The 24024-nt window shown below is 62.1% G+C and carries 16 protein-coding genes and 1 other RNA gene; 7 read left to right on the forward strand and 10 right to left on the reverse strand.

Annotation, left to right across the window (positions count from 1 at the left end; genetic code table 11):
* Window positions 1-41: 41 nt before the first annotated feature.
* The 3 genes from M1D99_RS20595 to dnaX all read right to left on the reverse strand — a co-directional run bounded on the left by M1D99_RS20595 (window position 42) and on the right by dnaX (window position 3855).
* On the reverse strand, window positions 42-1070 hold the full coding sequence (locus tag M1D99_RS20595; protein WP_434571393.1) for an NADP-dependent oxidoreductase: 1029 nt from the start codon (window positions 1068-1070) through the stop codon (window positions 42-44).
* Between the two features lie 300 nt (window positions 1071-1370).
* Window positions 1371-1709 (reverse strand): YbaB/EbfC family nucleoid-associated protein, encoded by a 339-nt coding sequence (locus M1D99_RS20600; RefSeq protein WP_003183512.1) that lies wholly within the window; start codon window positions 1707-1709, stop codon window positions 1371-1373.
* 64 nt (window positions 1710-1773) lie between these two features.
* Window positions 1774-3855 carry a DNA polymerase III subunit gamma/tau gene (gene dnaX / locus M1D99_RS20605; RefSeq protein ID WP_458130694.1) on the reverse strand — a complete coding sequence of 694 codons (2082 nt, stop codon included), beginning with the start codon at window positions 3853-3855 and terminating at the stop codon, window positions 1774-1776.
* A 132-nt stretch (window positions 3856-3987) separates the two neighbouring features.
* Between dnaX and M1D99_RS20610 the strand changes: the two genes are divergently transcribed.
* Window positions 3988-4758 carry a substrate-binding periplasmic protein gene (locus M1D99_RS20610; protein WP_458130695.1) on the forward strand — a complete coding sequence of 257 codons (771 nt, stop codon included), beginning with the start codon at window positions 3988-3990 and terminating at the stop codon, window positions 4756-4758.
* Here the strand turns inward: M1D99_RS20610 and M1D99_RS20615 are convergent.
* On the reverse strand, window positions 4704-6452 hold the full coding sequence (locus M1D99_RS20615; protein ID WP_458130696.1) for a putative bifunctional diguanylate cyclase/phosphodiesterase: 1749 nt from the start codon (window positions 6450-6452) through the stop codon (window positions 4704-4706). The genes M1D99_RS20610 and M1D99_RS20615 overlap by 55 nt on opposite strands.
* Before the next feature lie 338 nt (window positions 6453-6790).
* Here M1D99_RS20615 and M1D99_RS20620 point away from each other — a divergent pair, with 338 nt between their 5' ends.
* Together M1D99_RS20620 and M1D99_RS20625 are read left to right on the forward strand one after the other, a co-directional pair.
* Window positions 6791-7105: a helix-turn-helix domain-containing protein gene (locus tag M1D99_RS20620; protein ID WP_186705257.1), complete on the forward strand. Its 315-nt coding sequence runs from the start codon at window positions 6791-6793 to the stop codon at window positions 7103-7105.
* A gap of 199 nt (window positions 7106-7304) precedes the next feature.
* The gene (locus tag M1D99_RS20625; RefSeq protein WP_434571399.1) at window positions 7305-7811 is read left to right on the forward strand and encodes a DUF4823 domain-containing protein; all 507 of its coding nucleotides are present in this window, start codon (window positions 7305-7307) and stop codon (window positions 7809-7811) included.
* Between the two features lie 157 nt (window positions 7812-7968).
* On the opposite strand, the gene ffs is transcribed toward M1D99_RS20625, so the two are convergent.
* The 6 genes from ffs to M1D99_RS20655 form a co-directional block, all read right to left on the reverse strand.
* Window positions 7969-8065, reverse strand: an RNA gene (gene ffs / locus M1D99_RS20630) — signal recognition particle sRNA small type.
* 279 nt (window positions 8066-8344) lie between these two features.
* Window positions 8345-9505 (reverse strand): zinc-binding metallopeptidase family protein, encoded by a 1161-nt coding sequence (locus M1D99_RS20635; RefSeq protein WP_458130697.1) that lies wholly within the window; start codon window positions 9503-9505, stop codon window positions 8345-8347.
* 230 nt (window positions 9506-9735) lie between these two features.
* Window positions 9736-12093, reverse strand: a complete 2358-nt coding sequence (ligA, locus tag M1D99_RS20640; RefSeq protein WP_458130698.1) for an NAD-dependent DNA ligase LigA — start codon at window positions 12091-12093, stop codon at window positions 9736-9738.
* A 153-nt stretch (window positions 12094-12246) separates the two neighbouring features.
* Window positions 12247-13092 carry a cell division protein ZipA gene (zipA, locus tag M1D99_RS20645; protein ID WP_186705260.1) on the reverse strand — a complete coding sequence of 282 codons (846 nt, stop codon included), beginning with the start codon at window positions 13090-13092 and terminating at the stop codon, window positions 12247-12249.
* Between the two features lie 258 nt (window positions 13093-13350).
* Window positions 13351-16839, reverse strand: a complete 3489-nt coding sequence (smc, locus tag M1D99_RS20650) for a chromosome segregation protein SMC (RefSeq protein ID WP_458130699.1) — start codon at window positions 16837-16839, stop codon at window positions 13351-13353.
* A gap of 1 nt (window position 16840) precedes the next feature.
* Window positions 16841-17500: a GntR family transcriptional regulator gene (locus M1D99_RS20655; protein ID WP_186705262.1), complete on the reverse strand. Its 660-nt coding sequence runs from the start codon at window positions 17498-17500 to the stop codon at window positions 16841-16843.
* Window positions 17501-17883: 383 nt separating this feature from the next.
* Between M1D99_RS20655 and xdhA the strand changes: the two genes are divergently transcribed.
* The 4 genes from xdhA (at window position 17884) to guaD (ending at window position 24006) form a co-directional block, all read left to right on the forward strand.
* Complete coding sequence (gene xdhA, locus M1D99_RS20660; protein WP_458130700.1) at window positions 17884-19338, forward strand: xanthine dehydrogenase small subunit; 1455 nt, start codon at window positions 17884-17886, stop codon at window positions 19336-19338.
* Window positions 19331-21730, forward strand: a complete 2400-nt coding sequence (xdhB, locus tag M1D99_RS20665; RefSeq protein ID WP_434571407.1) for a xanthine dehydrogenase molybdopterin binding subunit — start codon at window positions 19331-19333, stop codon at window positions 21728-21730. Before xdhA ends, xdhB begins: the two co-directional genes overlap by 8 nt.
* A 114-nt stretch (window positions 21731-21844) precedes the next feature.
* Window positions 21845-22681, forward strand: a complete 837-nt coding sequence (gene xdhC, locus M1D99_RS20670; protein ID WP_186728189.1) for a xanthine dehydrogenase accessory protein XdhC — start codon at window positions 21845-21847, stop codon at window positions 22679-22681.
* A 20-nt stretch (window positions 22682-22701) separates the two neighbouring features.
* Window positions 22702-24006 carry a guanine deaminase gene (gene guaD / locus M1D99_RS20675; RefSeq protein WP_458130701.1) on the forward strand — a complete coding sequence of 435 codons (1305 nt, stop codon included), beginning with the start codon at window positions 22702-22704 and terminating at the stop codon, window positions 24004-24006.
* The last annotated feature ends 18 nt before the right edge of the window (window positions 24007-24024 follow it).

Below are 24024 nucleotides of genomic sequence, written 5' to 3' on the forward strand. Positions count from 1 at the left end.
AGACGCGGTTTATACCCGCGCCTCCGATTAGCGTCAAATACTCAATCCTGCGCGACCCGCACCACCAACTTGCCGAAGTTGCGCCCTTCCAACAGGCCGATAAACGCCTGTGGCGCATTTTCCAGGCCGTCGACCACGTCCTCGCGGAACTTGACCTTGCCATCGCGCACCCAAGGCGCCATGGCACTGACGAACTCCGGCTGACGGTCACCGTAGTCGTCAAACACAATAAACCCCTGGATCCGCACGCGCTTGGTCAGCAAGGTGCGCTGCAGTTGCGGCAAGCGATCCGGACCGTTCGGCGCCTGATTGTCGTTGTAGGACGCGATCAGGCCACAGAGCGGGATTCGTGCCTTGGCGTTGAGCAACGGCACGACGGCATCAAAGACCTTGCCGCCGACGTTTTCGTAATAAATGTCGATGCCCTTGTCACAGGCCCGCGCCAATTCCTCGGCAAAATTGGCGCTCTTGTGATCGACACAGGCATCAAAGCCCAGCTCGTCGACCACGTACTTGCATTTCTCGCTGCCGCCCGCGACGCCGACCACCCGCAGGCCCTTGATTTTTGCGACCTGGCCGACCACCGAGCCCACGGCACCCGAGGCTGCCGCGACCACCAGGGTTTCCCCGGCCTTGGGCTGGCCAATGTCCATCAGCCCCATGTAGGCGGTCAGGCCCGGCATGCCCAACACCCCCAGGGCCATCGACGGACTGGGTAGCCCGGAAGGAATGGGCATCACGTTGCGCCCGTCACTGATGCTGTGGGTTTGCCAACCCGTAGCGCCAACCACCAAATCGCCCTCATGGAATTTCGGGTGCGTCGAACATTCCACGCGGCTGACAGCGCCGCCGGTCATCACCTCATCGATTTCCACCGGAGCGGCGTAGGAAGGCGCGTCACTCATGCGCCCGCGCATGTAGGGATCCAAGGACAGGAACAACGTCTTGAGCAGGATCTGTCCCTCTGCCAGATCCGGCAGTGTCACATGTTCAAGACGAAAGTTTTCAGGAGTGGGCGCACCTTGGGGACGGGAGGCCAGGACGATGCGCTGGTTGGAAATCGATGACATGGAGGCGTCTCCTTGTTCGTTGGGCGGACACGTATAGGAAGCAGACCATTACCGAGGGGGCGGCGTTCGATGTTTATTCCGGGATAGCGCGGTGCAGCCTTCGCGAGCAGGCTCGCTCCCACATAGAACCTGCGGCGAATATCACAATCGAAGCCCCTTCAATCCAGTGTGGGAGCGAGCCTGCTCCGGGCGGCGTTCCGACGAAAGCGGTCGAACAACTACCCGAGGCTCCGACAGAAACAAAAATGCCAGGCGCGATGCCTGGCATTGTGTGTAGCCCATCCCGACCGGGATGGCGAATCAGAACGGCAGTTTCATGCCCGGCGGCAATTGCATGCCTGCCGTCATGCCGGACATCTTGTCCTGGCTGTTGGCTTCGATCTTGCGCACCGCGTCATTGACGGCGGCGGCGAACAGGGCTTCGAGCATTTCCTTGTCGTCTTCGCTCAGGCCTTCGACCACGCTTGGGTCGATGCTGACGCGCTTGATGTCATGGCGACCGGTCATGACCACGGTCACCATGTCGCCGCCGGACTTGCCGGTGACTTCGGCGTTGGCCAGTTCTTCCTGCATCTTGGCCATCTTTTCCTGCATCTGCTGCGCCTGCTTCATCAGGCCGGCCATGCCACCTTTCATCATGGGAATCACCTCGAAAGTACTTGGATAAACAACGCGCCCGGCCCGTTCGGCCCGGCGCCTTCAGTTATGAGCCCTGGGTGACCGGGGCCTCGACAGGTTCGATAGTATCGTGACGGACCACGGCGCCGAACTGTTGCATCATCTGTTGGATGAATGGATCGCCGTGGATCGACTCCTCGGCTTCGCGCTGACGGTCGGCACGGCGGCGGGACGCGGCCTGGGCCGGGGTCTCCTGCTCAGGCTTGATCAGCTCGATGGTCAACGTCAGGTTACGCTGGTGGTACTGGTTCAGCGCATCGTTGAGGCGACGCTGCTGGGTCGCGTTGAACAGTGCACTGTGTGCCGGATCCAGGTGCAGCAGCCAGTGGTCGCCTTCCACGGCCATCAGCGTGCAGTTGGCGGCGATGCTGCCGGTCATGCCGCTGATCGGCAATTTAGGGAACAGTTCCAGCCATTGCAGGGCCAGGCCGGTGGCCGGCATCGCCGCCGGCTCGGGCTCGGGCTCCGGGGCCGGTTCAGCGGCGTGCTCGCTGGCCAGATCGTCCAGGTAGCTGTAGGCCGAATCCATGTCCGGCTCGATATAATCCTCGTCCAGCGGCGGCTCGTCGTCCAGGTCGATGCCCGGCGTGGCGACATCGACATCGGCCACCGTTGGCTCGGGCACCGGCGCGGCCACCCACTCTGGCGCATCGGGCACCACGCTGTCGGGCGTTGGCAGCGGCATTGGCGGCAACTCAGGCTGCTCGGCAACGGTTTCCAATACGGGCTCGACGACCGGCTGCTGGACAACTTCCGGCTCGACCGGGTCGTTCCACGGCAGGTCGATGACTTCTTCAACAACGGGCTCGGACTGCGCCTCGACGACCGGTTCGGGTTCCGGCTCAGGCGTCGCGACAACAGGCGTCGGCGTCGGCATGGGCTGGGCGACAGGCACCACCGCGGCCGGAGCCGAAGCCACTGCCGGCGCAACGACGGGCGCGGCAGCCACTGGCTTGGCGGAATCAGCTGTGGCTTGGCTGATCCCCACTGGCTTTAGCGCTTGCCTCGGCGCATCCGCCGTGTCGGCTGGCCGGAACGCCAGCATTCGCAACAGGACCATTTCGAAGCCGCCGCGCGGATCCGGCGCCAAGGGCAGATCGCGTCGGCCGATCAGGCCCATCTGGTAATAGAACTGCACATCTTCGGCCGGCAGCGCCTGGGCCAGGGCCAGTACGCGGTCACGGTCGCCGTGGCCGTTGTCGACGCCTTCAGGCAGGGCCTGGGCGATGGCGACACGGTGCAGCACGTTGAGGATTTCCGAGAGCACGCCATTCCAGTCCGGGCCCTGCTCGGCCAAGTGACGCACCGCCTCGAGCAGCGCCTTCGCATCGCCTTCGATCAGCGCATGCAAGACGTCATAGACCTGGCCATGATCGAGAGTGCCGAGCATGGCCCGGACATCGGCGGCCATGACCTTGCCTTCACCGAACGCGATGGCCTGGTCGGTCAGGCTCATGGCGTCACGCATCGAACCATCGGCGGCGCGGCCCAACAGCCACAGCGCATCGTCTTCGAACGGGACGTTCTCGACACCCAATACGTGGGTCAGGTGCTCGACCACCCGTTCCGGCGTCATGTTCTTCAGGGAGAACTGCAAGCACCGCGACAGAATCGTTGCAGGAAGTTTCTGCGGATCGGTGGTCGCCAGGATGAACTTGACGTAGGGCGGCGGCTCTTCAAGGGTCTTGAGCAGCGCATTGAAGGAATGGCTGGAGAGCATGTGCACTTCGTCGATCAGGTAGACCTTGAAGCGCCCACGGCTCGGCGCGTACTGCACGTTGTCGAGCAGTTCGCGGGTGTCCTCGACCTTGGTGCGGCTGGCGGCGTCGATCTCGATCAGGTCGACGAAGCGGCCCTCATCGATTTCCCGGCAGACCGAACACTCGCCACAAGGCGTCGAGGTGATGCCGGTTTCACAGTTCAGGCACTTGGCGATGATCCGCGCGATGGTGGTCTTGCCCACGCCCCGGGTCCCGGTAAACAGGTAGGCATGGTGCAGCCGCTGGCTGTCCAAGGCATTGATCAGAGCCTTGAGCACATGGGTCTGGCCGACCATTTCGCGGAACGAGCGCGGACGCCATTTACGTGCAAGAACCTGATAACTCATCGAAAACCGTCGCAACGAAGGAACATAAGCGGCTAATGCTAGCGGAGCAGGGGCGAAATTGCATCCGGTGTGCTCGTCTAATCTGACTAAGCTTGGGTTGTCGACGCGGTTTTACACAGTCAGGGAGAGTTTATGCGATCAGCCATGGGGGCTTTGCTGTTGCTGGGTACCGGTTGCTTAGCCGAAGAAGCCCCCTTGCGTTTCGCCATTACCGACGGCTGGGCAATGCCCATGGTACAGATCGAACGAGGCCGCCCGATCCAGGGCATCCTTCCCGATATCATGACCAGCCTGGCGACCCAAGTGGGAAGGCCGGCGCAATTCCACGTCCTGTCCCGCGCCCGGCTCGACGCTGCCATGAAACACGGCGAAATCGATATACGTTGCTATGTCAGCCCTGACTGGGTGAAGGACAATGGCGATTATCTGTGGAGCATCCCGTTGTTTTTCCAGCGCGACCTGCTCGTCGCCCCGACCAGCGCACCGGCGACGGTCACGCCAGCAACGCTTTCGCACCAAGCCATCGGCACCGTGCTCGGCTATAGCTACCCGACCCTGCAACCCTTGTTCGACACCGGTCAACTGCACCGCGACGATGCCCGTAGCCAGGAACAAGTGCTGGCGAAACTGCTGGCCGGGCGTTATCGCTATGGGGTCACCAACCAATGGGCGCTGGACTGGTTCAATCAACGGCATGCCGCTGATCGCCAGCTCCATGAGGTGACTGTCCTGCAGGAACAGCAGTTGAGCTGTTACGTGCGCAACGATCCGGACATTCCCGCACAACGCATTCTGAGGACATTGCTGAACATGAAAACGTCCGGGGAAATCGACGCGATCATCCAGCTTTACACCGGCCGCAGTGAAACATCGCGGGGCAGGAGCGAGGTGCCTTCGCCCTGATCGCCGGGCCGCTGTTGCCATTGGGACGGCGGAATGAACCCCTGAACCCAGTCGGGTATCTGTTCGGGCGGCATGGGCCGGGCGATGAAATAACCTTGTGCCACCTCGCAGCCCAGGCTCAGCAGCAGTTGGCCGTGCTCCAGGCTGTCCAGCCCCTCGGCGACCACCTCGCGACCAAAGGCCCGGGCCAGGCCGATCACCGCTTCAGTCAGCGCCAGGTCGTCGCGGTCATCAAGGATGTCGCGGACAAAGGTCTTGTCGATCTTGATGGTTTGCGTGCGCAGGTGCTTGAGGTCGTTGAGCGAGCAGTAGCCCGTGCCAAAACCACCCAGGGAAAAACCCACGCCCAGCGCCTGGCATGCCTGGAGGCAGGCGCTGACGTGGGCCAGGTTCTCCACGGCGACGGACTCGACAATCTGCAGGTCCAACAGCCGTGGCGGCACCGCCGGATGCCGCTCCAACACCTGCCGCAGCCGCTCGACAAAATCCGCCCGCTGGAAATGCCGTGCCGAGATATTGATGCTCACCGGCCAGCCTTGTCCCATTTGCTGCCATTGCTGCAGCTGGGTCAAGACCTGTTCCATGACCCACTCGCCGATCTCGACGATCAGGTCAGTCTCCTCCACCAAGGGCAGGAACTCCCGAGGCGGCACCAGGCCACGTTGCGGATGCTTCCAGCGCAGCAACGCCTCCAGGCCGACCACGGTGCCATGGCGCATGTTGACCTTGGGTTGGAAATGCAGCCGCAGCTCGTTATCGGCCAGTGCCTGGCGGACCCGTTCGACGGTCTGGTAAGTGGCCCGTACCTCCTTGTCCCGGGACACATCGAACAAGTGGAAACGATTGCGCCCGCTTTGCTTGACCACATACATCGCCTGGTCGGCGTGACGGAGCAGGGTCTCGGCGTCTTCGTTGTCCCACGGGAACAGCGTGACGCCAATACTGGCGAAGACCTTGATGTCCTTGCCATCAATGCCATACGGCATGGAGACGGCGATCAACACCCGGTTCAACGCGGCATGCAGCTCTTCCATGCCACGCACATGGCGCAGCACCAGCACGAACTCGTCCCCGCCCAGCCGCGCCACCACGTCCTCGCCACGCACGATGCTGCGCAGGCGCCTGGCAACCTCCACCAGCAGCCGATCACCGCTGGCATGACCATAGCCGTCGTTGACGGCCTTGAAACCATCGAGATCGAGCATGCACACCGCCAGGGGCAGGTTCTCCGTGCGGGAAAATTCCAGCGCCTGGTCCAGCAGGTCCGACAGATAAGTACGATTGGGCAGCCCGGTCAGCACATCGTGACCGACCCGCCATTGCAGCGAATGCAGCAAGCGACGCTTTTCACTGACGTCGAAGCGAATCGCCAGGTAGCGCTCGATTTGCCCGGTCTCATCGTCGATCACTGGCACCAGAGTGGTGTCGACCCAATGCAGCGTACCGTCCTTGGCCCGGTTGCAGATTTCCCCTTTCCAGACCTGCCCCAAGGCAATGGTGCGCCACATGGCGCTGAAGAACTCGCCGGGGTGCTGAGCGGAATTGAGCAGGCGATGGTTCGCGCCCAGCAACTCATCGCGCCGGTAACCAAAAAGGCTGCAAAATTGATCGTTGACGTAAGTGATGCGCCCGCTCAGATCGGTCTCGGAAAAAATCGCGGCGGCGTCAACGGCCCTGCGGTACTTCTTATCCATCGAAGCAGTCATCCATGAGTCAGGCTCATTTGTCGCGCGCGGTTGCACCGCCTTCAAGACAGGCGAAAATCAACTAGGCTCAAACACTTTGAGGGAAGCTGGAGCGCGGGCCCTGGCGGTGCCCAGGGAGGGCGCAGCCCTTGCCTTGTATCGTGGCAAGAAACACAAGGCCCGGTCTTTGCACACCCCTCGGCTTCGCAAAGCGGGTCACCAAATACCCGTGCCAAAGGCCGATTCTACGAAACACATCACACTTTGCAAAGCAAGGTGATGGATCACGCGGTTGCCTAATGCGAAAATCTATCGTTAAGTTCTTGATTCTAAATGGGAATTAAGCGATGCAAATTTCAAGTTTGGGTCCAGCCATCAGACGCTACCGCAAAGTAGCGGGGCTTACTCAGGCTGAACTTGGCGAAAAAACCGGTTTTGACCCTAAAACCATCAGCCGCTTCGAAACCGGCACCTACACCCCCAGCGTCGAAGCCTTGTTCCTGCTTGCCAATGTGCTGGATGTGCAACTGAAGGCTTTTTTTGCCGACATGACCGATGAGGACGAACAGCGGGCTTACCTGTTCGGTGTCATACACAAAGCCACCCCGAAGGATCTTGGGAAGCTGATTGCGGCGGTCGACCAGGCCTTGTCCAAGCCTTGACGCAATGGAAGAGAAGCCTGGCCTGTCGATGCAAGACAGGCCAGGCTTCTCTTTGCGCGCTTGCCCAATTCCGAGCGTGACACAAGACATAATGTCACGTTGACATCCCTAGCCACGAAACCGGACTATCAACACGCTGATTCCTGCGTCCCTATGACGCCTACCGACTCGTCGACATAATAAAATCCCCGGGGACACTGTGCATAAACTTTCGATCATTCTTGTCTCGATACTCGCCACCGGCTGTACCGCCAAATACGCTCAACAAGACGTATTCCCCAACCCGGGAAAACTTGATCGGCAAATGCCCGTCACCATCGCCACACCAGTCGATGGCCGCTACGAAACGACACCCTACGCCGCGTCTGGCGATATGACAGCTGCCGCGGTCAAGACGGCATTCTCTTATTACACCAACCGTGTGACGGTAATGGGCTCGTGCCGTGAACTGAGCTGCCTGAGACAGAACAACCCTTCGGGCTACTACGTCATCCCGGAAATCCTGCATTGGGAAGAACGTGCTACGGAATGGTCGGGCCTCCCCGACAAAATTGAAGTGAAGCTCGCTATATATGGCCCGACTGGCGCACAGCCGCTGGGGTCAGCGATCTTGTCCGGTAAAAGCAAATGGGCGACTTTCGGCGGGGATCATCCACAGGATCTTTTGCAAGAGCCGATTGCTGAGTATGTGAAGGCTCAGTACTGACTGGAGGGTCCGGTCCCGTCGATGCGCAGGACCGGCCTCCGCCCATCCGGCAGAGTCTGGACAGCAGAAAGCACCGATCAGTATCGATCAGTGAAGCAAAAAGAAATTTTGAATTTGGCAAACCTTGCGAATGAAGGCTTGGGCGTTATGGAGGCAACCCCACCAGCCACACCCCGGCACACAATGTTCCCGCTGTGGCTGCTTCCTTCCGGATCTGACCAGGTTCACGGGTAATCGTTGCGGGGGGACCGATGGGGTCACCATAACGACGCCCGCCTGACGGCGAGCCGCGCCATTGTACCTATCTGGCAAGAAGTTACAACCGTTCGTGTCGGATTAAAAACTGAAGGCGTTCAAGCACTTGCCGTGGGAGCAAAGCTTGCTCGCGATGACGTGGGCACATCGGGCATTGATACAAGCTGACCGGCCGCTATCGCGAGCAGGCTCGCTCCCACAGGGGTTCTGTGCCTGGACGCAGGAGCCTGTGGACCCTCTGGAGCCAGTGTGGGGTCTGGGCTTGCCTGCACTGAAACCTACAACAGCACCTCATCCGCCCGACCGCCCTCCTCCTGGATCACCAGATGAATGAAGTGCAGCTTGGTAATGACGGCAGCCGGTACGACGAACGGATAGAAGTCCGGCTGGCCCATGCTGCGGGACAATTCGTTGAGCATGCCGGCCAGTTCGATCCAGGCGTTGACGAACGAGAGAAAGGCCGCGCCGCCTGCGTGTTCGGCGTCGTACAAGGTCTCGGGCGGGAACGGCTGGTAGTCGAAATCCATCTCCCGAGCACTCATGCCAAAGCCCAGGGCAGTGTCGACCGCGTCCATCATGTGCAGGTAATGGGCCCAGGTTTCCGCCCAGTCTTCCCATGGGTGCATGGTGGCGTAGGCACTCACGTAGCGGGTTTGCCAATCCAGCGGCGCGCCTTGCTGGTAATGCCGCTCCAGGGCGCCGGCATAGCTGACGCGCTCGTCGCCGAACAGTTCGCGAAAAGCCCCGAGCCAGTGGCTGTTGGCAATCAGCCGGTCCCAGTAGTAGTGCCCCACCTCATGGCGAAAATGCCCGAGCAAGGTGCGATACGGTTCGTGCATTTGCTGGCGCACATGCTCGCGATGGGCATCGTCCGCCTCCTTGATGTCGAGGGTGATCAATCCGCTGGCGTGACCCGTGGTCGGCGGCGTGCCATCTGGGTCGACGCCGATGAAATCGAACGCCAAGCCGATGTCTTCATTGACGGTTTTCGGGATGACCGGCAAGCCGAACGTGATCAGTTGCGCGACCAGTCGACGCTTGGCGGTCTCGACCTTGCGCCAACGTTCAGGATTTTCCGGAATCGACAGGTCGGGAATGGTGCGATTCAGGCTACAGGCGATGCACAGGGTATCGCGGCCATTGTCCGGCAGCAGCCAATTGCAGGCCGCCGGGGTGTCGAGGTTGGCGCAACGGCGAAACAGCCCGGCGTGCGGATCGGCATCCAGCGTCCAGGTGTCGGGTTGCTCAGCGGGTTGCAGGGAGGACAGGCGGCTCCGCTCAGGTTGATAACCCAGCGCCGCCAGACAGGCCAGGCACTGGCTGTTGCGAAAGAACAATGACTGGCCGCAGCGGCACGGCCAGACCTTGCTGTTACGTGACCGATCACCCAGGAACGGCGCGGCAATGCGTGAACTCAGCTGTTCGAAGAAGCGGTACATGGCGATCTCTCCCTGGAGCCTGCAAGACTAGATCACCTTACGCTCATGATCGTTCCAAAACGCTGGGTCATGACGCCGGTAAATCGTGGCGAGGGAGCTTGCTCCCGCTCGGCGGCGCAGCCGTCGCAAAACCAGCTAATGCGGTCCACCAGGAGCATTGCGTCGCCCCGATTGGGGCGGCTGCGCCACCCGGCGGGAGCAAGCTCCCTCGCCACAAAAGCCGATCACCCTCAGACCGTGATGCCATGGCCCGCCAGGAAGTCGACAAAAGCTTGTTCGTCGAGCACCTTCACCCCCAGCTCGTTGGCCTTGGTCAACTTCGAACCAGCACCCGGCCCGGCCACCACGCAGTGGGTTTTCGCCGACACGGACCCGGCGACCTTCGCTCCCAGGCTCTCCAACTTATCCTTGGCGACGTCACGGCTCATCAGTTCCAGCGAACCGGTCAGCACCCAGGTGTGACCCGCCTCGGGCAAGCCTTCGACGACCTTCTTCTCGCTCTGCCAGTGCATGCCAAAGTCGCGTAACTGCTGCTCCGCCGCTTCGGCCTGCTGACGGTTGGCGGCGATGGCAAAGAACTCGCGCACGGCATTGGCCTGTTTTTCCGGCAGGGCCTGGCGCATGTCCAGCCAGTCGGCGTTCATGACCGCTTCGAGCGAACCGAACTTGTCCGCCAGCTTCTGTGCCCCGCCCGGCCCCACCGAGGGAATGTGCAACTTGTCGAGAAAGCCGCCCAGGGTGGTGCTGGCGGAGAACTCGGCGCCCAACTCGCCCTGGTCCTGGATCTCCAGGCCATGGCGCAACAGGTCCTTGATCACCTGGCGGTTGTGCGGGTCTTCGAAGAAGCTGTGGATCTCGTGGGCGACTTCCAGGCCGACATCAGGCAAGTACGTGAGCACTTGGGGCAACGCCGCCTGCACGCGCTCCAGCGAACCGAGGGAGCGGGCCAGGACCTTGGCGGTCTCCTCGCCCACGTCCGGGATGCCCAGGGCATAGATGAAACGCGCCAGGCTCGGCTGCTTGCTGTCGACGATGGCGGCCAGCAAGTTCTTGCTCGACAGTTCGGCGAAGCCTTCCAGGTCGACCACCTGCTCGAAGGTCAGCGCATACAGATCGGCAGGCGAACCCACCAGGCCCTCATCCACCAGTTGCTCGACGCTCTTCTCGCCCAAGCCTTCGATGTCCATGGCCCGACGCGAGACGAAATGGATGATCGCCTGCTTGAGCTGCGCGCCACAGGCCAGGCGACCGACGCAGCGGTACACCGCGCCTTCGCTGACGGTTTCGCGGCCCTTGCTGCGCTTGATCAGTTGCGTGCGCTCGACGTGGGAGCCGCAGACCGGGCATTGCTGGGGCACTTCCACCGGGCGGGCGTTTTCCGGACGGCGCTCGGTGACGACCTGCACCACCTGCGGGATCACGTCCCCGGCACGGCGGATGATCACCGTATCGCCGATCATCACGCCCAGGCGCGCCACTTCGTCCATGTTGTGCAACGTCGCGTTGGCCACGGTTACGCCGGCGACTTTCACCGGCTTGAGACGGGCCACCGGAGTCACCGCGCCGGTGCGGCCGACCTGGAACTCGACGTCCAGCAACTCGGTGAGTTCTTCGGTGGCGGGAAACTTGTGGGCAATGGCCCAGCGCGGTTCCCGGGCACGGAAACCAAGCTCGCGCTGGGAAGCGATGCTGTTGACCTTGAACACGACACCGTCGATCTCATAGGGCAACGCGTTGCGGCGCTCGCCGATGTCACGGTAGTAATCCAGGCATTCGTCGACGCCGTGGGCCAGCTTCAACTCACGGCTGATGGGCATGCCCCAGGCCTTGAGTTGCTTGAGGTTGCCAATATGAGTGTCGGCGATGTCCGCCGTCACCTGGCCGATGCCATAGCAACAGAACTCCAGGGGACGGTTGGCCGTGATCCTCGAATCGAGCTGACGCAAGCTACCGGCCGCCGCGTTGCGCGGATTGGCAAACGTCTTGCCGCCCGCCTCCAGTTGCGTGGCGTTCAGGCGCTCGAAGCCGGCCTTGGACATGTACACCTCGCCGCGCACTTCCAGCAGCGGCGGCCAGCCAGTGCCCTGCAACTTGAGGGGAATGTTGCGCACGGTGCGTACGTTGACGCTGATGTCCTCGCCCGTGGTGCCGTCACCGCGCGTGGCGCCGCGCACCAGCATGCCGTCCTGGTACAACAGGCTGACCGCCAGGCCATCGAGCTTCGGTTCGCAGCTGTACTCCACTGCCGCGCCACCGCCCAGCAAATCGCCCATGGGCAGGTCGAGGCCTTCCGTCACCCGGCGGTCGAATTCGCGCAGGGTAGTTTCGTCGAAGGCATTGCCCAGGCTGAGCATCGGGATCTCGTGACGCACCTGGCTGAACGCCGACAGCGCCATGCTGCCGACCCGCTGGGTCGGGGAGTCGCTGGTGACAAGTGAAGGGTGCTGCTCTTCCAAGGCTTTGAGCTCGTGGAACAGGCGGTCGTACTCGGCGTCCGGGATGCTGGGTTCGTCGAGGACGTGGTAGCGGTAGTTGTGCTGGTCCAGCTCGGTGCGCAGCTCTAGGATGCGGGTTTCGACGGAGTTCATGGGTGTTCTCTCATAAAGCAAAAGAGCAGCCTGGGCTGCTCATTCTTTTTAAATCTTTTGGGGGGCTTCGCCCCCAGCGGGAGCAAGCTCCCTCGCCACAAAAGCTCTCCTGCCATAAAAAGCTCTCTGGTCAGGGAGAGCCTGTGTCATTGATCAGCGCTTCTGGGTCAGCGCCCGGCGCTCGAATTCGACGATGCGCTGGCGGTAGTGCTCGATGGTCTGGGCGGTCAGCACGCTGCGCTGGTCATCCTTCAGTTCGCCGTTGAGCTCCTGGGACAGCTTGCGAGCGGCGGCCACCATCACGTCGAATGCTTGCTTGGGATGACGCGGGCCCGGCAGGCCAAGGAAGAAGCTCACCGCCGGCGTGCTGAAATGATCGATGTCGTCGAGGTCGAACACGCCAGGCTTGACCGCGTTGGCCATGGAGAACAGCACCTCGCCGTTACCGGCCATGCTTTCGTGACGGTGGAAAATGTCCATTTCGCCAAAACGCAGGCCGCTTTCGAGGATGTTCTGTAGCAACGCCGGGCCCTTGAAGCCGGCCGGGTCGCGGCAGATCACGCTGATCACCAGCACTTCTTCAGCCTGGGCCTGGTCTTTGTCGGCGCTCGGGGCCTTGTTTTCGTCCGGGAAGTCGCCGTCGCGACTGCTGAAGCTCGGCCCGCCATCCAGGTCGAGGTTCAGGTTCAAATCACCTTGGGACGGCTCGCTGTTGCGCTTGCCACGCTTGGAACCCGACTCCCGTGGCTCTCGGGCAGGCGCGCTCATCGACGGCAAGTCATGCTCGTCCAACTGCGGCTCCTTGTGGGCGTCCAGCACCCGCGGCGGCCCCAGCAGCTCGGCGCTATCATCCTCATCGGGCAGGTTCGACAGGCTGCGATCCAGGCGAAACTTCAGTTTCCCCTTGCCGCCGCGCATGCGACGCCAGCCGTCGAAAAGAATACCGGCAATGACAATGATGCCGATGACGATCAGCCACTCGCGCAGACCGATTTCCATGTAATCCCGTGCCTCTATAAAAATGCTGAAAAATAAGGGGCTTAGCTATTTGCAAACCGCTTTAAAACGTGGCGCCAACTCTATGTTCTGAATGGCGTTTTGCCCACGCATACGAAAAATTGACATTAAACTAGCACGACCAAAGATAACTTTACACCGTCTGTCGCATAGGCTTGTGCCCAATCTGTGAATTGAACATCAGCCCCAAGGGTAAAAAATACCTACAGCGTTCGAAGTTGAAGCCCTACAAGCCGTTGTTCAGGCATCCACCATGGCCATGGCCTCCTCCACATCCACCGCCACCAGTCGCGAACAGCCCGGCTCGTGCATCGTCACCCCCATCAACTGATCGGCCATTTCCATGGCGATCTTGTTGTGGGTGATGTAGATGAACTGCACCGTTTCAGACATTTCTTTCACCAGCCGTGCGTAACGGCCTACGTTGGCGTCGTCCAGCGGCGCGTCGACCTCGTCGAGCATGCAGAACGGCGCCGGGTTCAATTTGAAGATGGCAAAGACCAGGGCCAGCGCGGTCAGCGCCTTTTCGCCACCGGAGAGCAAATGGATGGTGCTGTTCTTCTTGCCAGGAGGACGCGCCATGATTGTCACCCCTGTATCGAGTAAATCTTCGCCCGTCAGTTCCAAGTAGGCGCTGCCGCCACCGAAAACTTTTGGAAAAAGGGCCTGCAAACCGCCGTTGATCTGATCAAAGGTATCCTTGAAGCGGTTGCGGGTTTCCTTGTCGATCTTGCGGATGACGTTTTCCAGGGTCTCCAGCGCTTCCACCAGGTCGTCGTTCTGGGCGTCCAGGTAGCGCTTGCGTTCGGACTGCTGCTGGTACTCGTCGATGGCCGCCAAGTTGATGGCCCCCAGGCGCTGGATGCGCTGGGCAATGCGCTCCAATTCTTCCTCGGCGTCCTTCTCGTTCGCCCCGGCCACCAGGGTAGCGAGCACGCCGTCGAGGTCGTAGCCGTCTTCCAGCAACTGGTCCTGCAAGGCCTTGCGCCGCACCGTCAAGGCTTGCCACTCCATGCGCTGCTGTTCCATCTGGCCACGGATCAGTTGCGATTGCTGCTCGGCCTGGCCGCGGCGCTTTTCGGCGTCGCGCAGTTCACGGTCGGCATCCTCCAAGGCGATTTGCGCGGTCTTGAGTTCTTCGTCGACACTCATGCGCTTGTCGAGCAACTCTTCAAGCTTGAGGCGCAGCTCTTCCAGCGGCGCTTCGCCCTCCTCCAGATTGAGGCTCAACTGCTCGCGTTTTTCGGTCAGGCGCTCGGACTGCATTTCCAGCCGTTCCAAGGCCTGGCGCGTGGAATCGTGCTGGGCCCTGAGCGAGCCCAGGCGCACCGCCAGTTGATGGGCGTGGTCCTTGTGCTGGCGTGCTTCCTGGCGCACCCGGTCCAGGCGTTCGCGCAAGCTGTCGCGCTGGGCCAGCAACAGTTCGCGCTGCTCGGTGTCCAGCGCCATGGCATCAAGGGCTTCTTGCAGTTGCAAGCGCGCTTCGCCGATCTGCTCGTGCTCTAGCGCTCGTTGCTCGCCCAGTTCGGCGATTTCTTCTTCCAAGCGGGTGCGGCGCAGCGCCAGTTGCTCGACCTTGGCCTTGCCAGCCGACAACTGCGCCTTGAGCTCGCCTTGCTGGCGCGCTTCATCCTGCAACAGCCGCCGCAGGTGTTCGCGGCCGTTTTCCTGTTGACGCTGTTGCGCCCGCAGGTTTTGCAATTCGGTTTCCAGGGCTTCGACGCTGGCTTCGCGCTCTTCGCGCTCGGCGCCCAGGCGCTGGATTTCCTGGCCGCGGGCGAGCATGCCGCTCTCGGCTTCGCTGGCCCGGCGCACCCGCAGGAAATGCCGGCCAACCCAATACCCGTCACGACTGATCAAGCTTTCGCCGGCTGCCAATTGCCCGCGCAAAGCCAAGGCCTGCTCAAGGCTGTCCACTGGCTTGACCTGCCCGAGCCAGGGCGACAGGTCGACCTGGGCCTCGACCTTATCGAGCAAGCTGCCGGGAATTCGCACGCCATCGCCGGCCGGGCTGAGTAGGCGCAGATCGCCTTGAGTGAAGCCCGACAGGTCGAAGCCAGCAAAGTCATCCACCAGCACCGCTTGCAGGTCGGCGCCGAGCACGGTTTCCACCGCCAGTTCCCAGCCACCATCGACCTTCAGGCCCTCGGCCAGGCGCGGACGCTCGGCCAGGTGCTGGTCGCGCAGCCATTCGGCGGTGCCAGTGCCCGGGTCCAGCGCCGCTTGCTGCAAGGCCTCCAGCGAGGCCAGGCGCCCATTGAGCCGCTGCAATTCGCCCTGGGCCTGTTGCTGGTTCTGCAAGGCCAGTTGCAAAGCCTGGCGCAGTTGTTCAAGGCGCTCGACTTGGGCATCTTCGCTGGCCTGCAAGTCTTCGAGGGTGGCCTCGCTGGTCGCCAGTTGCTCGCTCAGCTCCAGAATCGCGGCGTCTTCCGGATCCGCGGCGAGCAAGGCGCGCTCTTCGGACAGGCGGCGCTGACGTTCAGCCAGGCGCTCCATGCTGGTTTCCAACTGCTGGATGCGCGACTGCTGGACTTCTGCCTGGCGCCGCGGCTCGGCCGACGTCAGGTTGAAACTGTCCCACTGCTCTTGCCAGCCATGCATGGTCAGCTCGGCTTCTTCCAGGGCTGCGGCAGCCTCTTCGGCGGCGGCGCTGGTGATTTCCTGCTCCGGCGTCAGCCTGTCCAGCTCTTCGCCGAGGGTCAACAGCAACGTGCGGTCATGACCCAGGTGCGATTCGGTTTCCAGGCGCGCCCGCTCGGCTTCCTTCAAGTCGTCCTGCAACTGCCGCAGCCGTTGCTGACCATGCTGGATGCTCTGCTCGACCCGGGCGATGTCGCCCCCCACGGAATAGAAGCGCCCTTGCACCAGATTGAAGCGCTCGGACAGGTCATGGTGGCCGTCGCGCAGGCGCTCGATGGCCGCGTCAGCGTTGCGCTGCTCGGCCACCAGGGCTTCGAAGCTGACTTCCTGGTTGCCGATGATTGCTTCGCGCTGGCCGACCTGCTCGTTCAGCGCCTGCCAGCGCAAGGCCGACAGCTGGGCCTTGAGCTGGCGCTCCTCGCCCTTGTACTCCTGGTACTTCTTCGCGGCCTCGGCCTGACGGTGCAGACGTTCGAGCTGGCGTTCGAGCTCTTCGCGCAGGTCGGTCAGGCGCGCCAGGTTTTCGTGGGTGCGACGAATGCGGTTTTCGGTCTCGCGCCGGCGCTCCTTGTATTTGGAAATGCCGGCGGCCTCTTCGATGAAGTTGCGCAGGTCTTCGGGCTTGGCCTCGATCAACTTGGAGATCATGCCTTGCTCGATGATCGAGTAGCTGCGCGGGCCCAGGCCGGTGCCGAGGAAAATATCGGTGATGTCCCGGCGACGGCACTTGGCGCCGTTGAGGAAATAGCTGTTCTGGCTGTCGCGGGTCACTTTGCGACGAATGGAAATTTCCGCATAGGCCGCGTACTCGCCCACCAGGGTGCCGTCGGAGTTATCGAACACCAGCTCGATGCTGGCCTGGCTCACCGGCTTGCGACTGGTGGAGCCGTTGAAGATGACGTCGGTCATCGACTCGCCGCGCAGGTTCTTGGCCGAGCTTTCGCCCATCACCCAGCGCACGGCGTCGATGATGTTCGACTTGCCGCAACCATTGGGCCCGACCACCGCCGCCATGTTACTGGGGAAGTTCACCGTGGTCGGGTCGACGAAGGATTTGAACCCCGCCAACTTGATGCACTTGAGCCGCACGTCAGGCCGCCGTCAGGGCAGAAACCACCAGGTCGCAACTGCGCTGGGCGTAGGCCGTGAGCACGATGCGGATCTGCGGCAAATCACGGGCCAGCACAGCGGCGAGCAGGCGCTGGAACAGGTCGAGGAATTCGCTCATTTCCGCCTTGCGCTGGTCCAGGGCCAGGAAATAGGCACGGCTCATGGCCGGTTGCAGGTTCTCGACGGTTTCCTGCAGATACGGATTGTTGGCAAAGGGATAGGCGGCGCGCATCACGCTGAAGCTTTCATCGACGAAGGTGCGGATGTCCTGGCGCGCGTAGGCGTCGTTGAGACGCTGCTGGATCGCGACGAACGGCGCCATGTCGGCCTGTTCTTTCCAGCCATGGGCCACGGCGTTGCCCAGCAAGATGTACAGCTCGCTCATCAGGGTGCAGAGGCTGCGCACCTTGTGCTCGGTGAGTTCGGTGACGTGGGCGCCACGGCGCGGCAGGATCGCGATCAAATGGCGTCGTTCCAGGATCAGCAAGGCCTCGCGGACCGAGCCGCGGCTGACGTTGAGCGCCAGCGTGACCTTCTGCTCCTGGATGCGCTCTCCCGGTTTCATTTCGCCGCGAATGATGCGTTCGGCGAGGTGATGGGCGATTTGCTCGGCGAGGCTGTCCGGGGCCTTGAACGTCATGGTTGTCCTTCAAACTCTTCGATCTGCACAAGCGGCGCAGTGTAGCGCACTCGGTACGTCATGGCGCAGGGCCTGCAGCGGGTTTTTGGCACGATATAAGCAAAAAAATCCGGACTCTCATCCTGGAACAGAATCTGTGGAAGAACCTGTGGGAGCCGAGCTTGCTCGCGATAGCGGTCTGTCAGCTTGCATCCATACTGAATGTACCGCCGTCATCGCGAGCAAGCTCGGCTCCCACAGGGTTCCACCGTGTCCATAAAGCGTTGTTTATCGACCAGATGGATTTTCTTGACCCTTAAGTCAGAAAATCGTTGACCGAAAAGTCAGACCTGATAAATTCAGGCCCACGTCGAAACAACAATAATGAGTCTGCGAGGCCTTCCGTGATCCAGTTTTTACTCAACCAGGAACTCCGTAGCGAGCACGCCCTGGACCCGAACCTGACCGTGCTCAACTATTTGCGCGAACACGTTGGTAAACCCGGCACCAAAGAAGGCTGCGCCAGCGGCGACTGTGGCGCGTGTACCGTGGTGGTCGGCGAATTGGAAACGGACGCCAATGGCCGCGAACGCATTCGCTACCGCAGCCTCAACGCGTGCCTGACCTTCGTCTCTTCCCTGCACGGCAAGCAACTGATCAGCGTCGAGGACCTCAAGCACCAGGGCCAATTGCACAGCGTTCAGCAAGCGATGGTCGATTGCCACGGTTCGCAATGCGGTTTCTGCACACCGGGCTTCGTCATGTCGCTGTTCGCCCTGCAGAAGAACAGCGAGCAAGCCGACGCCCACCAGGCCCACGAAGCCTTGGCCGGCAACCTGTGCCGTTGCACCGGCTACCGGCCGATCCTGGTCGCCGCCGAGCAGGCCTGCTGCAGCAAGCAGCCGGACCAGTTCGACGCCCGCGAGGCCAAAACCATCGCCCGCCTCAAAGCCATCGCCCCCACCGAGACCGGTGAACTCAACAGCGGCGACAAACGCTGCCTGGTGCCGCTGACCGTCGCCGACCTGGCCGATCTCTACGACGCCTATCCCCAGGCGCGCCTACTGGCCGGCGGTACGGACCTGGCCCTGGAAGTCACGCAATTTCATCGCACCCTGCCGGTGATGATCTACGTGGGCAACGTCGCCGAACTCAAGCGTATCGAACGCTTCGACGACCGCCTGGAGATCGGCGCCGCCACCGCCCTCTCCGATTGCTACGAGGCCCTGAAAGCCGAATACCCGGACTTCGGCGAACTGTTGCAACGCTTCGCCTCGCTGCAGATCCGCAACCAGGGCACCTTGGGCGGCAACATCGGCAACGCCTCGCCTATTGGTGACTCGCCGCCCCTGTTGATCGCCCTCGGCGCGCAGATCGTGCTGTGCAAGGGCCAGGTCCGCCGCACCCTGGCCCTGGAAGACTACTTCATCGATTACCGGGTTACCGCCCGCCAGGAAAGCGAATTCATCGAAAAAATCATCGTGCCGCTGGCCAATGCCGAACAGGCGTTCCGTGCCTACAAGGTGTCCAAGCGCCTGGACGATGATATTTCCGCCGTGTGCGCGGCGTTCAACCTGCGCATCGACAACGGTGTGGTCCGCGATGCCCGCGTGGCCTTCGGCGGCATGGCCGCCACACCGAAACGCGCCAAGCATTGTGAAGCCGCCTTGATCGGCGCGCCGTGGACCAATAGCACCATCGAACGCGCCTGCGCCGTCCTGGCCGAGGACTTCACGCCGCTGTCGGACTTCCGCGCCAGCAAGGAATACCGCCTGCTCAGCGCCCGCAACCTGTTGCGCAAATACTTCATCGAGCTGCAAACACCGCACATCGAAACTCGGGTGACCGCTTATGTCTAACCATCACGCCGTAGAGAAGACCCAAGCCGAACTGGCGGAGTTGTTCGCCCGCGACCTCACCACTGGCGTGGGCCGTAGCGTCAAGCACGACAGCGCCGCCAAGCACGTGTCCGGCGAGGCGCAGTACATCGATGATCGCCTCGAATTCCCCAACCAGTTGCACGTCTATGCCCGGCTGTCGGACCGCGCCCACGCCCGGATCATCCGCATCGATACCGCGCCGTGCTACGCCTTTGAGGGCGTGCGCATCGCCATCACCCACGCAGACATTCCAGGCCTGAAGGACATTGGCCCGCTGCTGCCCGGCGATCCGCTGCTGGCCATTGATGACGTGCAGTTCGTCGGCCAACCGGTGCTGGCTGTTGCCGCCAAGAATCTTGAGACCGCACGTAAGGCAGCGATGGCCGCCATCATCGAATACGAAGACCTGGAGCCGGTGCTGGACGTGGTCGAGGCCCTGCGCAAGCGGCACTTCGTGCTGGACAGCCACACCCACCAGCGCGGCGATTCGGCCACCGCGCTGGCGAGCGCCGAGCATCGTATCCAGGGCTCGCTGCACATCGGCGGCCAGGAACATTTTTACCTGGAAACCCAGATTTCCTCGGTGATGCCCACCGAAGACGGCGGCATGATCGTCTACTGCTCGACCCAGAACCCCACCGAAGTGCAGAAACTGGTGGCCGAAGTACTCGGCGTGTCGATGAACAAAGTCGTGGTGGACATGCGTCGCATGGGCGGCGGCTTTGGCGGCAAGGAAACCCAGGCCGCCAGCCCGGCGTGCCTGTGCGCCGTCATCGCGCACCTCACCGGGCAACCGACCAAGATGCGCCTGCCCCGGGTCGAAGACATGCTGATGACCGGCAAGCGCCACCCCTTCTACATCGAATACGACGTCGGCTTCGACAGCCGCGGGCGCTTGCACGGCATCGCCCTGGAACTGGCCGGCAACTGCGGCTGCTCGCCGGACCTGTCGGCCTCCATCGTCGACCGGGCGATGTTCCACGCCGACAACGCCTACTACTTGGGCGATGCGACCATCAACGGCCACCGCTGCAAGACCAACACCGCGTCGAACACCGCCTACCGGGGGTTCGGCGGGCCGCAGGGCATGGTCGCCATCGAAGAAGTGATGGACGCCATCGCCCGGCACCTGGGGCTCGATCCGCTGGCGGTGCGCAAGGCCAACTACTACGGCAAGACAGAACGCAACGTCACCCACTACTACCAGACCGTCGAGCACAACATGCTCGAGGAAATGACCGCCGAGCTTGAAGAAAGCAGCCAGTACGCCGAACGCCGTGAAGCGATCCGTCGCTACAACGCCAATAGCCCGATCCTGAAAAAGGGCCTGGCGCTGACCCCGGTGAAATTCGGCATTTCGTTCACCGCCAGTTTCCTCAACCAGGCCGGCGCCTTGATCCACGTCTACACCGACGGCAGCATCCATCTCAACCACGGCGGCACCGAAATGGGCCAAGGCCTGAATACCAAGGTCGCCCAGGTGGTGGCCGAGGTGTTCCAGGTGGAAATGGACCGCGTGCAGATCACCGCGACCAACACCGACAAGGTGCCGAACACCTCGCCCACCGCCGCCTCCAGCGGTGCCGACCTGAACGGCAAGGCGGCGCAGAATGCCGCCGAAATCATCAAGCGGCGCCTGGTGGAATTTGCCGCGCGGAACTACAAGGTCAGTGAAGAGGATGTGGAATTCCACAACGGCCATGTGCGGGTGCGCGATCACATCCTGACGTTCGAAGCGTTGGTACAGCAGGCGTATTTCGCCCAGGTCTCGCTGTCCAGCACCGGCTTCTACAAGACCCCGAAAATCTACTACGACCGCAGCCAGGCCCGTGGCCGGCCGTTCTACTACTACGCCTATGGCGCGGCGTGTGCCGAGGTGATCGTCGACACCCTCACCGGCGAGTACAAGATGCTGCGCACCGACATCCTCCACGATGTCGGCGCCTCGCTGAACCCGGCCATCGACATCGGCCAGGTCGAAGGCGGTTTCATCCAGGGCATGGGCTGGCTGACCATGGAAGAGCTGGTGTGGAATGACAAGGGCAAGCTGATGACCAATGGCCCGGCCAGCTACAAGATCCCCGCCGTGGCCGACATGCCGCTAGACCTGCGGGTCAAGCTGGTGGAAAACCGCAAGAACCCTGAAGACACGGTGTTCCATTCCAAGGCCGTGGGCGAGCCGCCGTTCATGCTCGGCATCGCCGCGTGGTGCGCCATCAAGGACGCCGTGGCGAGCCTGGGGGATTACCGGCAGCAACCGAACATCGACGCCCCGGCGACGCCGGAGCGGGTGTTGTGGGGGTGTGAGCAGATGCGGGGGTTGAAGGCGGCCAAGGCTGAGGAAGCTGAACCCGAGTTGGCTTCGCTTTAGACCGCGGCGCCGCCTTCGCGAGCAAGCCCGCTCCCACAGGGAACCGCGTTCCAATGTGGGAGCGAGCCTGCTCGCGAAGGCGGTTGAACAGATAACAGAGATGTCGAGGTGAATATGTACAACTGGATCAGCGCCCTCGCCGACCTGCAAACCCGCGGCGAACCCTGCGTGCTGGTGACGATCATCGAAGAACTCGGCTCCACCCCGCGCAACGCCGGTTCGAAGATGGTCATCAGCGCCAGCCAGACGTTCGACACCATCGGTGGCGGACACCTGGAATACAAGGCCATGGAGATCGCCCGGCAAATGCTCGCCAGCGGCCAGCAGAACACCCACCTGGAGCGCTTCAGCCTCGGCGCGAGCCTGGGCCAGTGCTGCGGTGGCGTCACCGTGTTGCTGTTCGAACCCATGGGCCAGGTCCAGGCGCAGATCGCCGTGTTCGGCGCCGGCCATGTCGGCCGAGCCCTGGTGCCGCTGCTGGCGAGCCTGCCCTGCAAGGTGCGCTGGATCGACTCGCGAGAAGCGGAGTTCCCCGAACACTTGCCCCATGGCGTGCGCAAGATCGTGGCCGAAGAGCCATTGGATGAAGTCGATGAGTTGCCCGCCGGCAGCTACTGCATCGTCATGACCCACAACCATCAGCTCGACCTGGAGCTGAGCGCCGCGATCCTCAAGCGCAACGACTTTGCCTACTTCGGCCTGATCGGTTCGAAGACCAAGCGGGTCAAGTTCGAGCATCGCCTGCGTGATCGTGGTTTTGATAGCAGCACCTTGCAACGCATGCGTTGCCCGATGGGTATCGGCGAAGTCAAAGGCAAGTTGCCTGTGGAAATCGCCATCTCCATCGCCGGCGAAATCATCGCCACCTATAACGCCGATTTCGGCCAGCACACCGTGCGCGCCGAACCGATTGCCAAGTTGCTGCCAGCTTCGCGCCGCAGCCAGCGTTAATCCCTTTATCGAGACAGACCATGCCCCTGACACGCAAAGCCTACCGCGCCGCCCTGCTCCACAGCCTCGCCGACCCGGCCGAAGTGGGTATCGAAGCGTCCTATGAATATTTCGAAGACGGCCTGCTGGTGGTGGAGAACGGCCAGATCAGCGCCATCGGCCACGCCCATGACCTGTTGCCGACCCTGGCGGCGGACATCGACATCGCCCATTACCCGGACGCACTGATCACGCCAGGTTTGATCGACACCCACATCCATCTGCCGCAAACCGGCATGGTCGGCGCCTATGGCGAGCAATTGCTGGATTGGCTCAACACCTACACCTTCCCCTGCGAAAGCCAGTTCGCCGACAAGGCCCACGCCGATGCGGTGGCGGATATTTTCGTCAAGGAGCTGCTGCGCAACGGCACCACCACCGCCCTGGTGTTCGGCAGCGTACATCCGGAGTCGGTGAACGCGTTTTTCGAAGTGGCCCAGAAGCTCGATCTGCGCATGATCGCCGGCAAGGTGATGATGGACCGCAACGCCCCGGACTACCTGGTCGACACCGCCGAATCCAGCTACACCGAGAGCAAGGCGCTGATCGAGCGCTGGCACGGCAAGGGCCGGTTGCACTACGCCGTGACCCCGCGCTTTGCTCCCACCAGCACCCCGGAACAACTGACCCTGGCCGGTCAATTGCTGGGGGAATACCCCGGCTTGTACATGCAGACCCACATCAGCGAGAACCTGCAGGAAGTGCAGTGGGTCAAGGAGCTGTTCCCGGAGCGCAAGGGCTACCTGGACGTCTACGATCACTACCAACTACTTGGCGAGCGTTCGGTGTTCGCCCATGGCGTGCATTTATGCGATGACGAATGTGCGCGGCTGGCCGAGGCCGGGTCGGCCATCGCATTCTGCCCGACCTCGAACTTTTTCCTCGGCAGCGGCCTGTTCAACCTGCCTATGGCCGAGAAGCACAAGGTGAACGTCGGGTTGGGCACGGACGTAGGTGGCGGCACCAGTTTTTCGCTGCTCCACACCCTGAACGAAGCCTACAAGGTGATGCAGCTGCAGGGCGCGCGGCTGAGCCCGTTCAAATCGCTGTACCTGGCCACCCTCGGCGGCGCCCGGGCCCTGCGCCTGGAGGACAAGATCGGGACGTTGCAACAGGGGACGGACGCGGACTTTCTGGTGCTGGATTACAACGCCACGCCGCTGCTGAGCTATCGCCTCAAGCAGGCCAAGGACATTGCCGAACGGTTGTTCGTGTTGATGACGCTGGGGGATGACCGGACGGTGGCGCGGACTTATGCGGCTGGCAGGTTGGTGCATCAGCGCTAGATTTCATTCGCCTGTCAC

The organism is Pseudomonas sp. R3-41 (assembly GCF_054161485.1).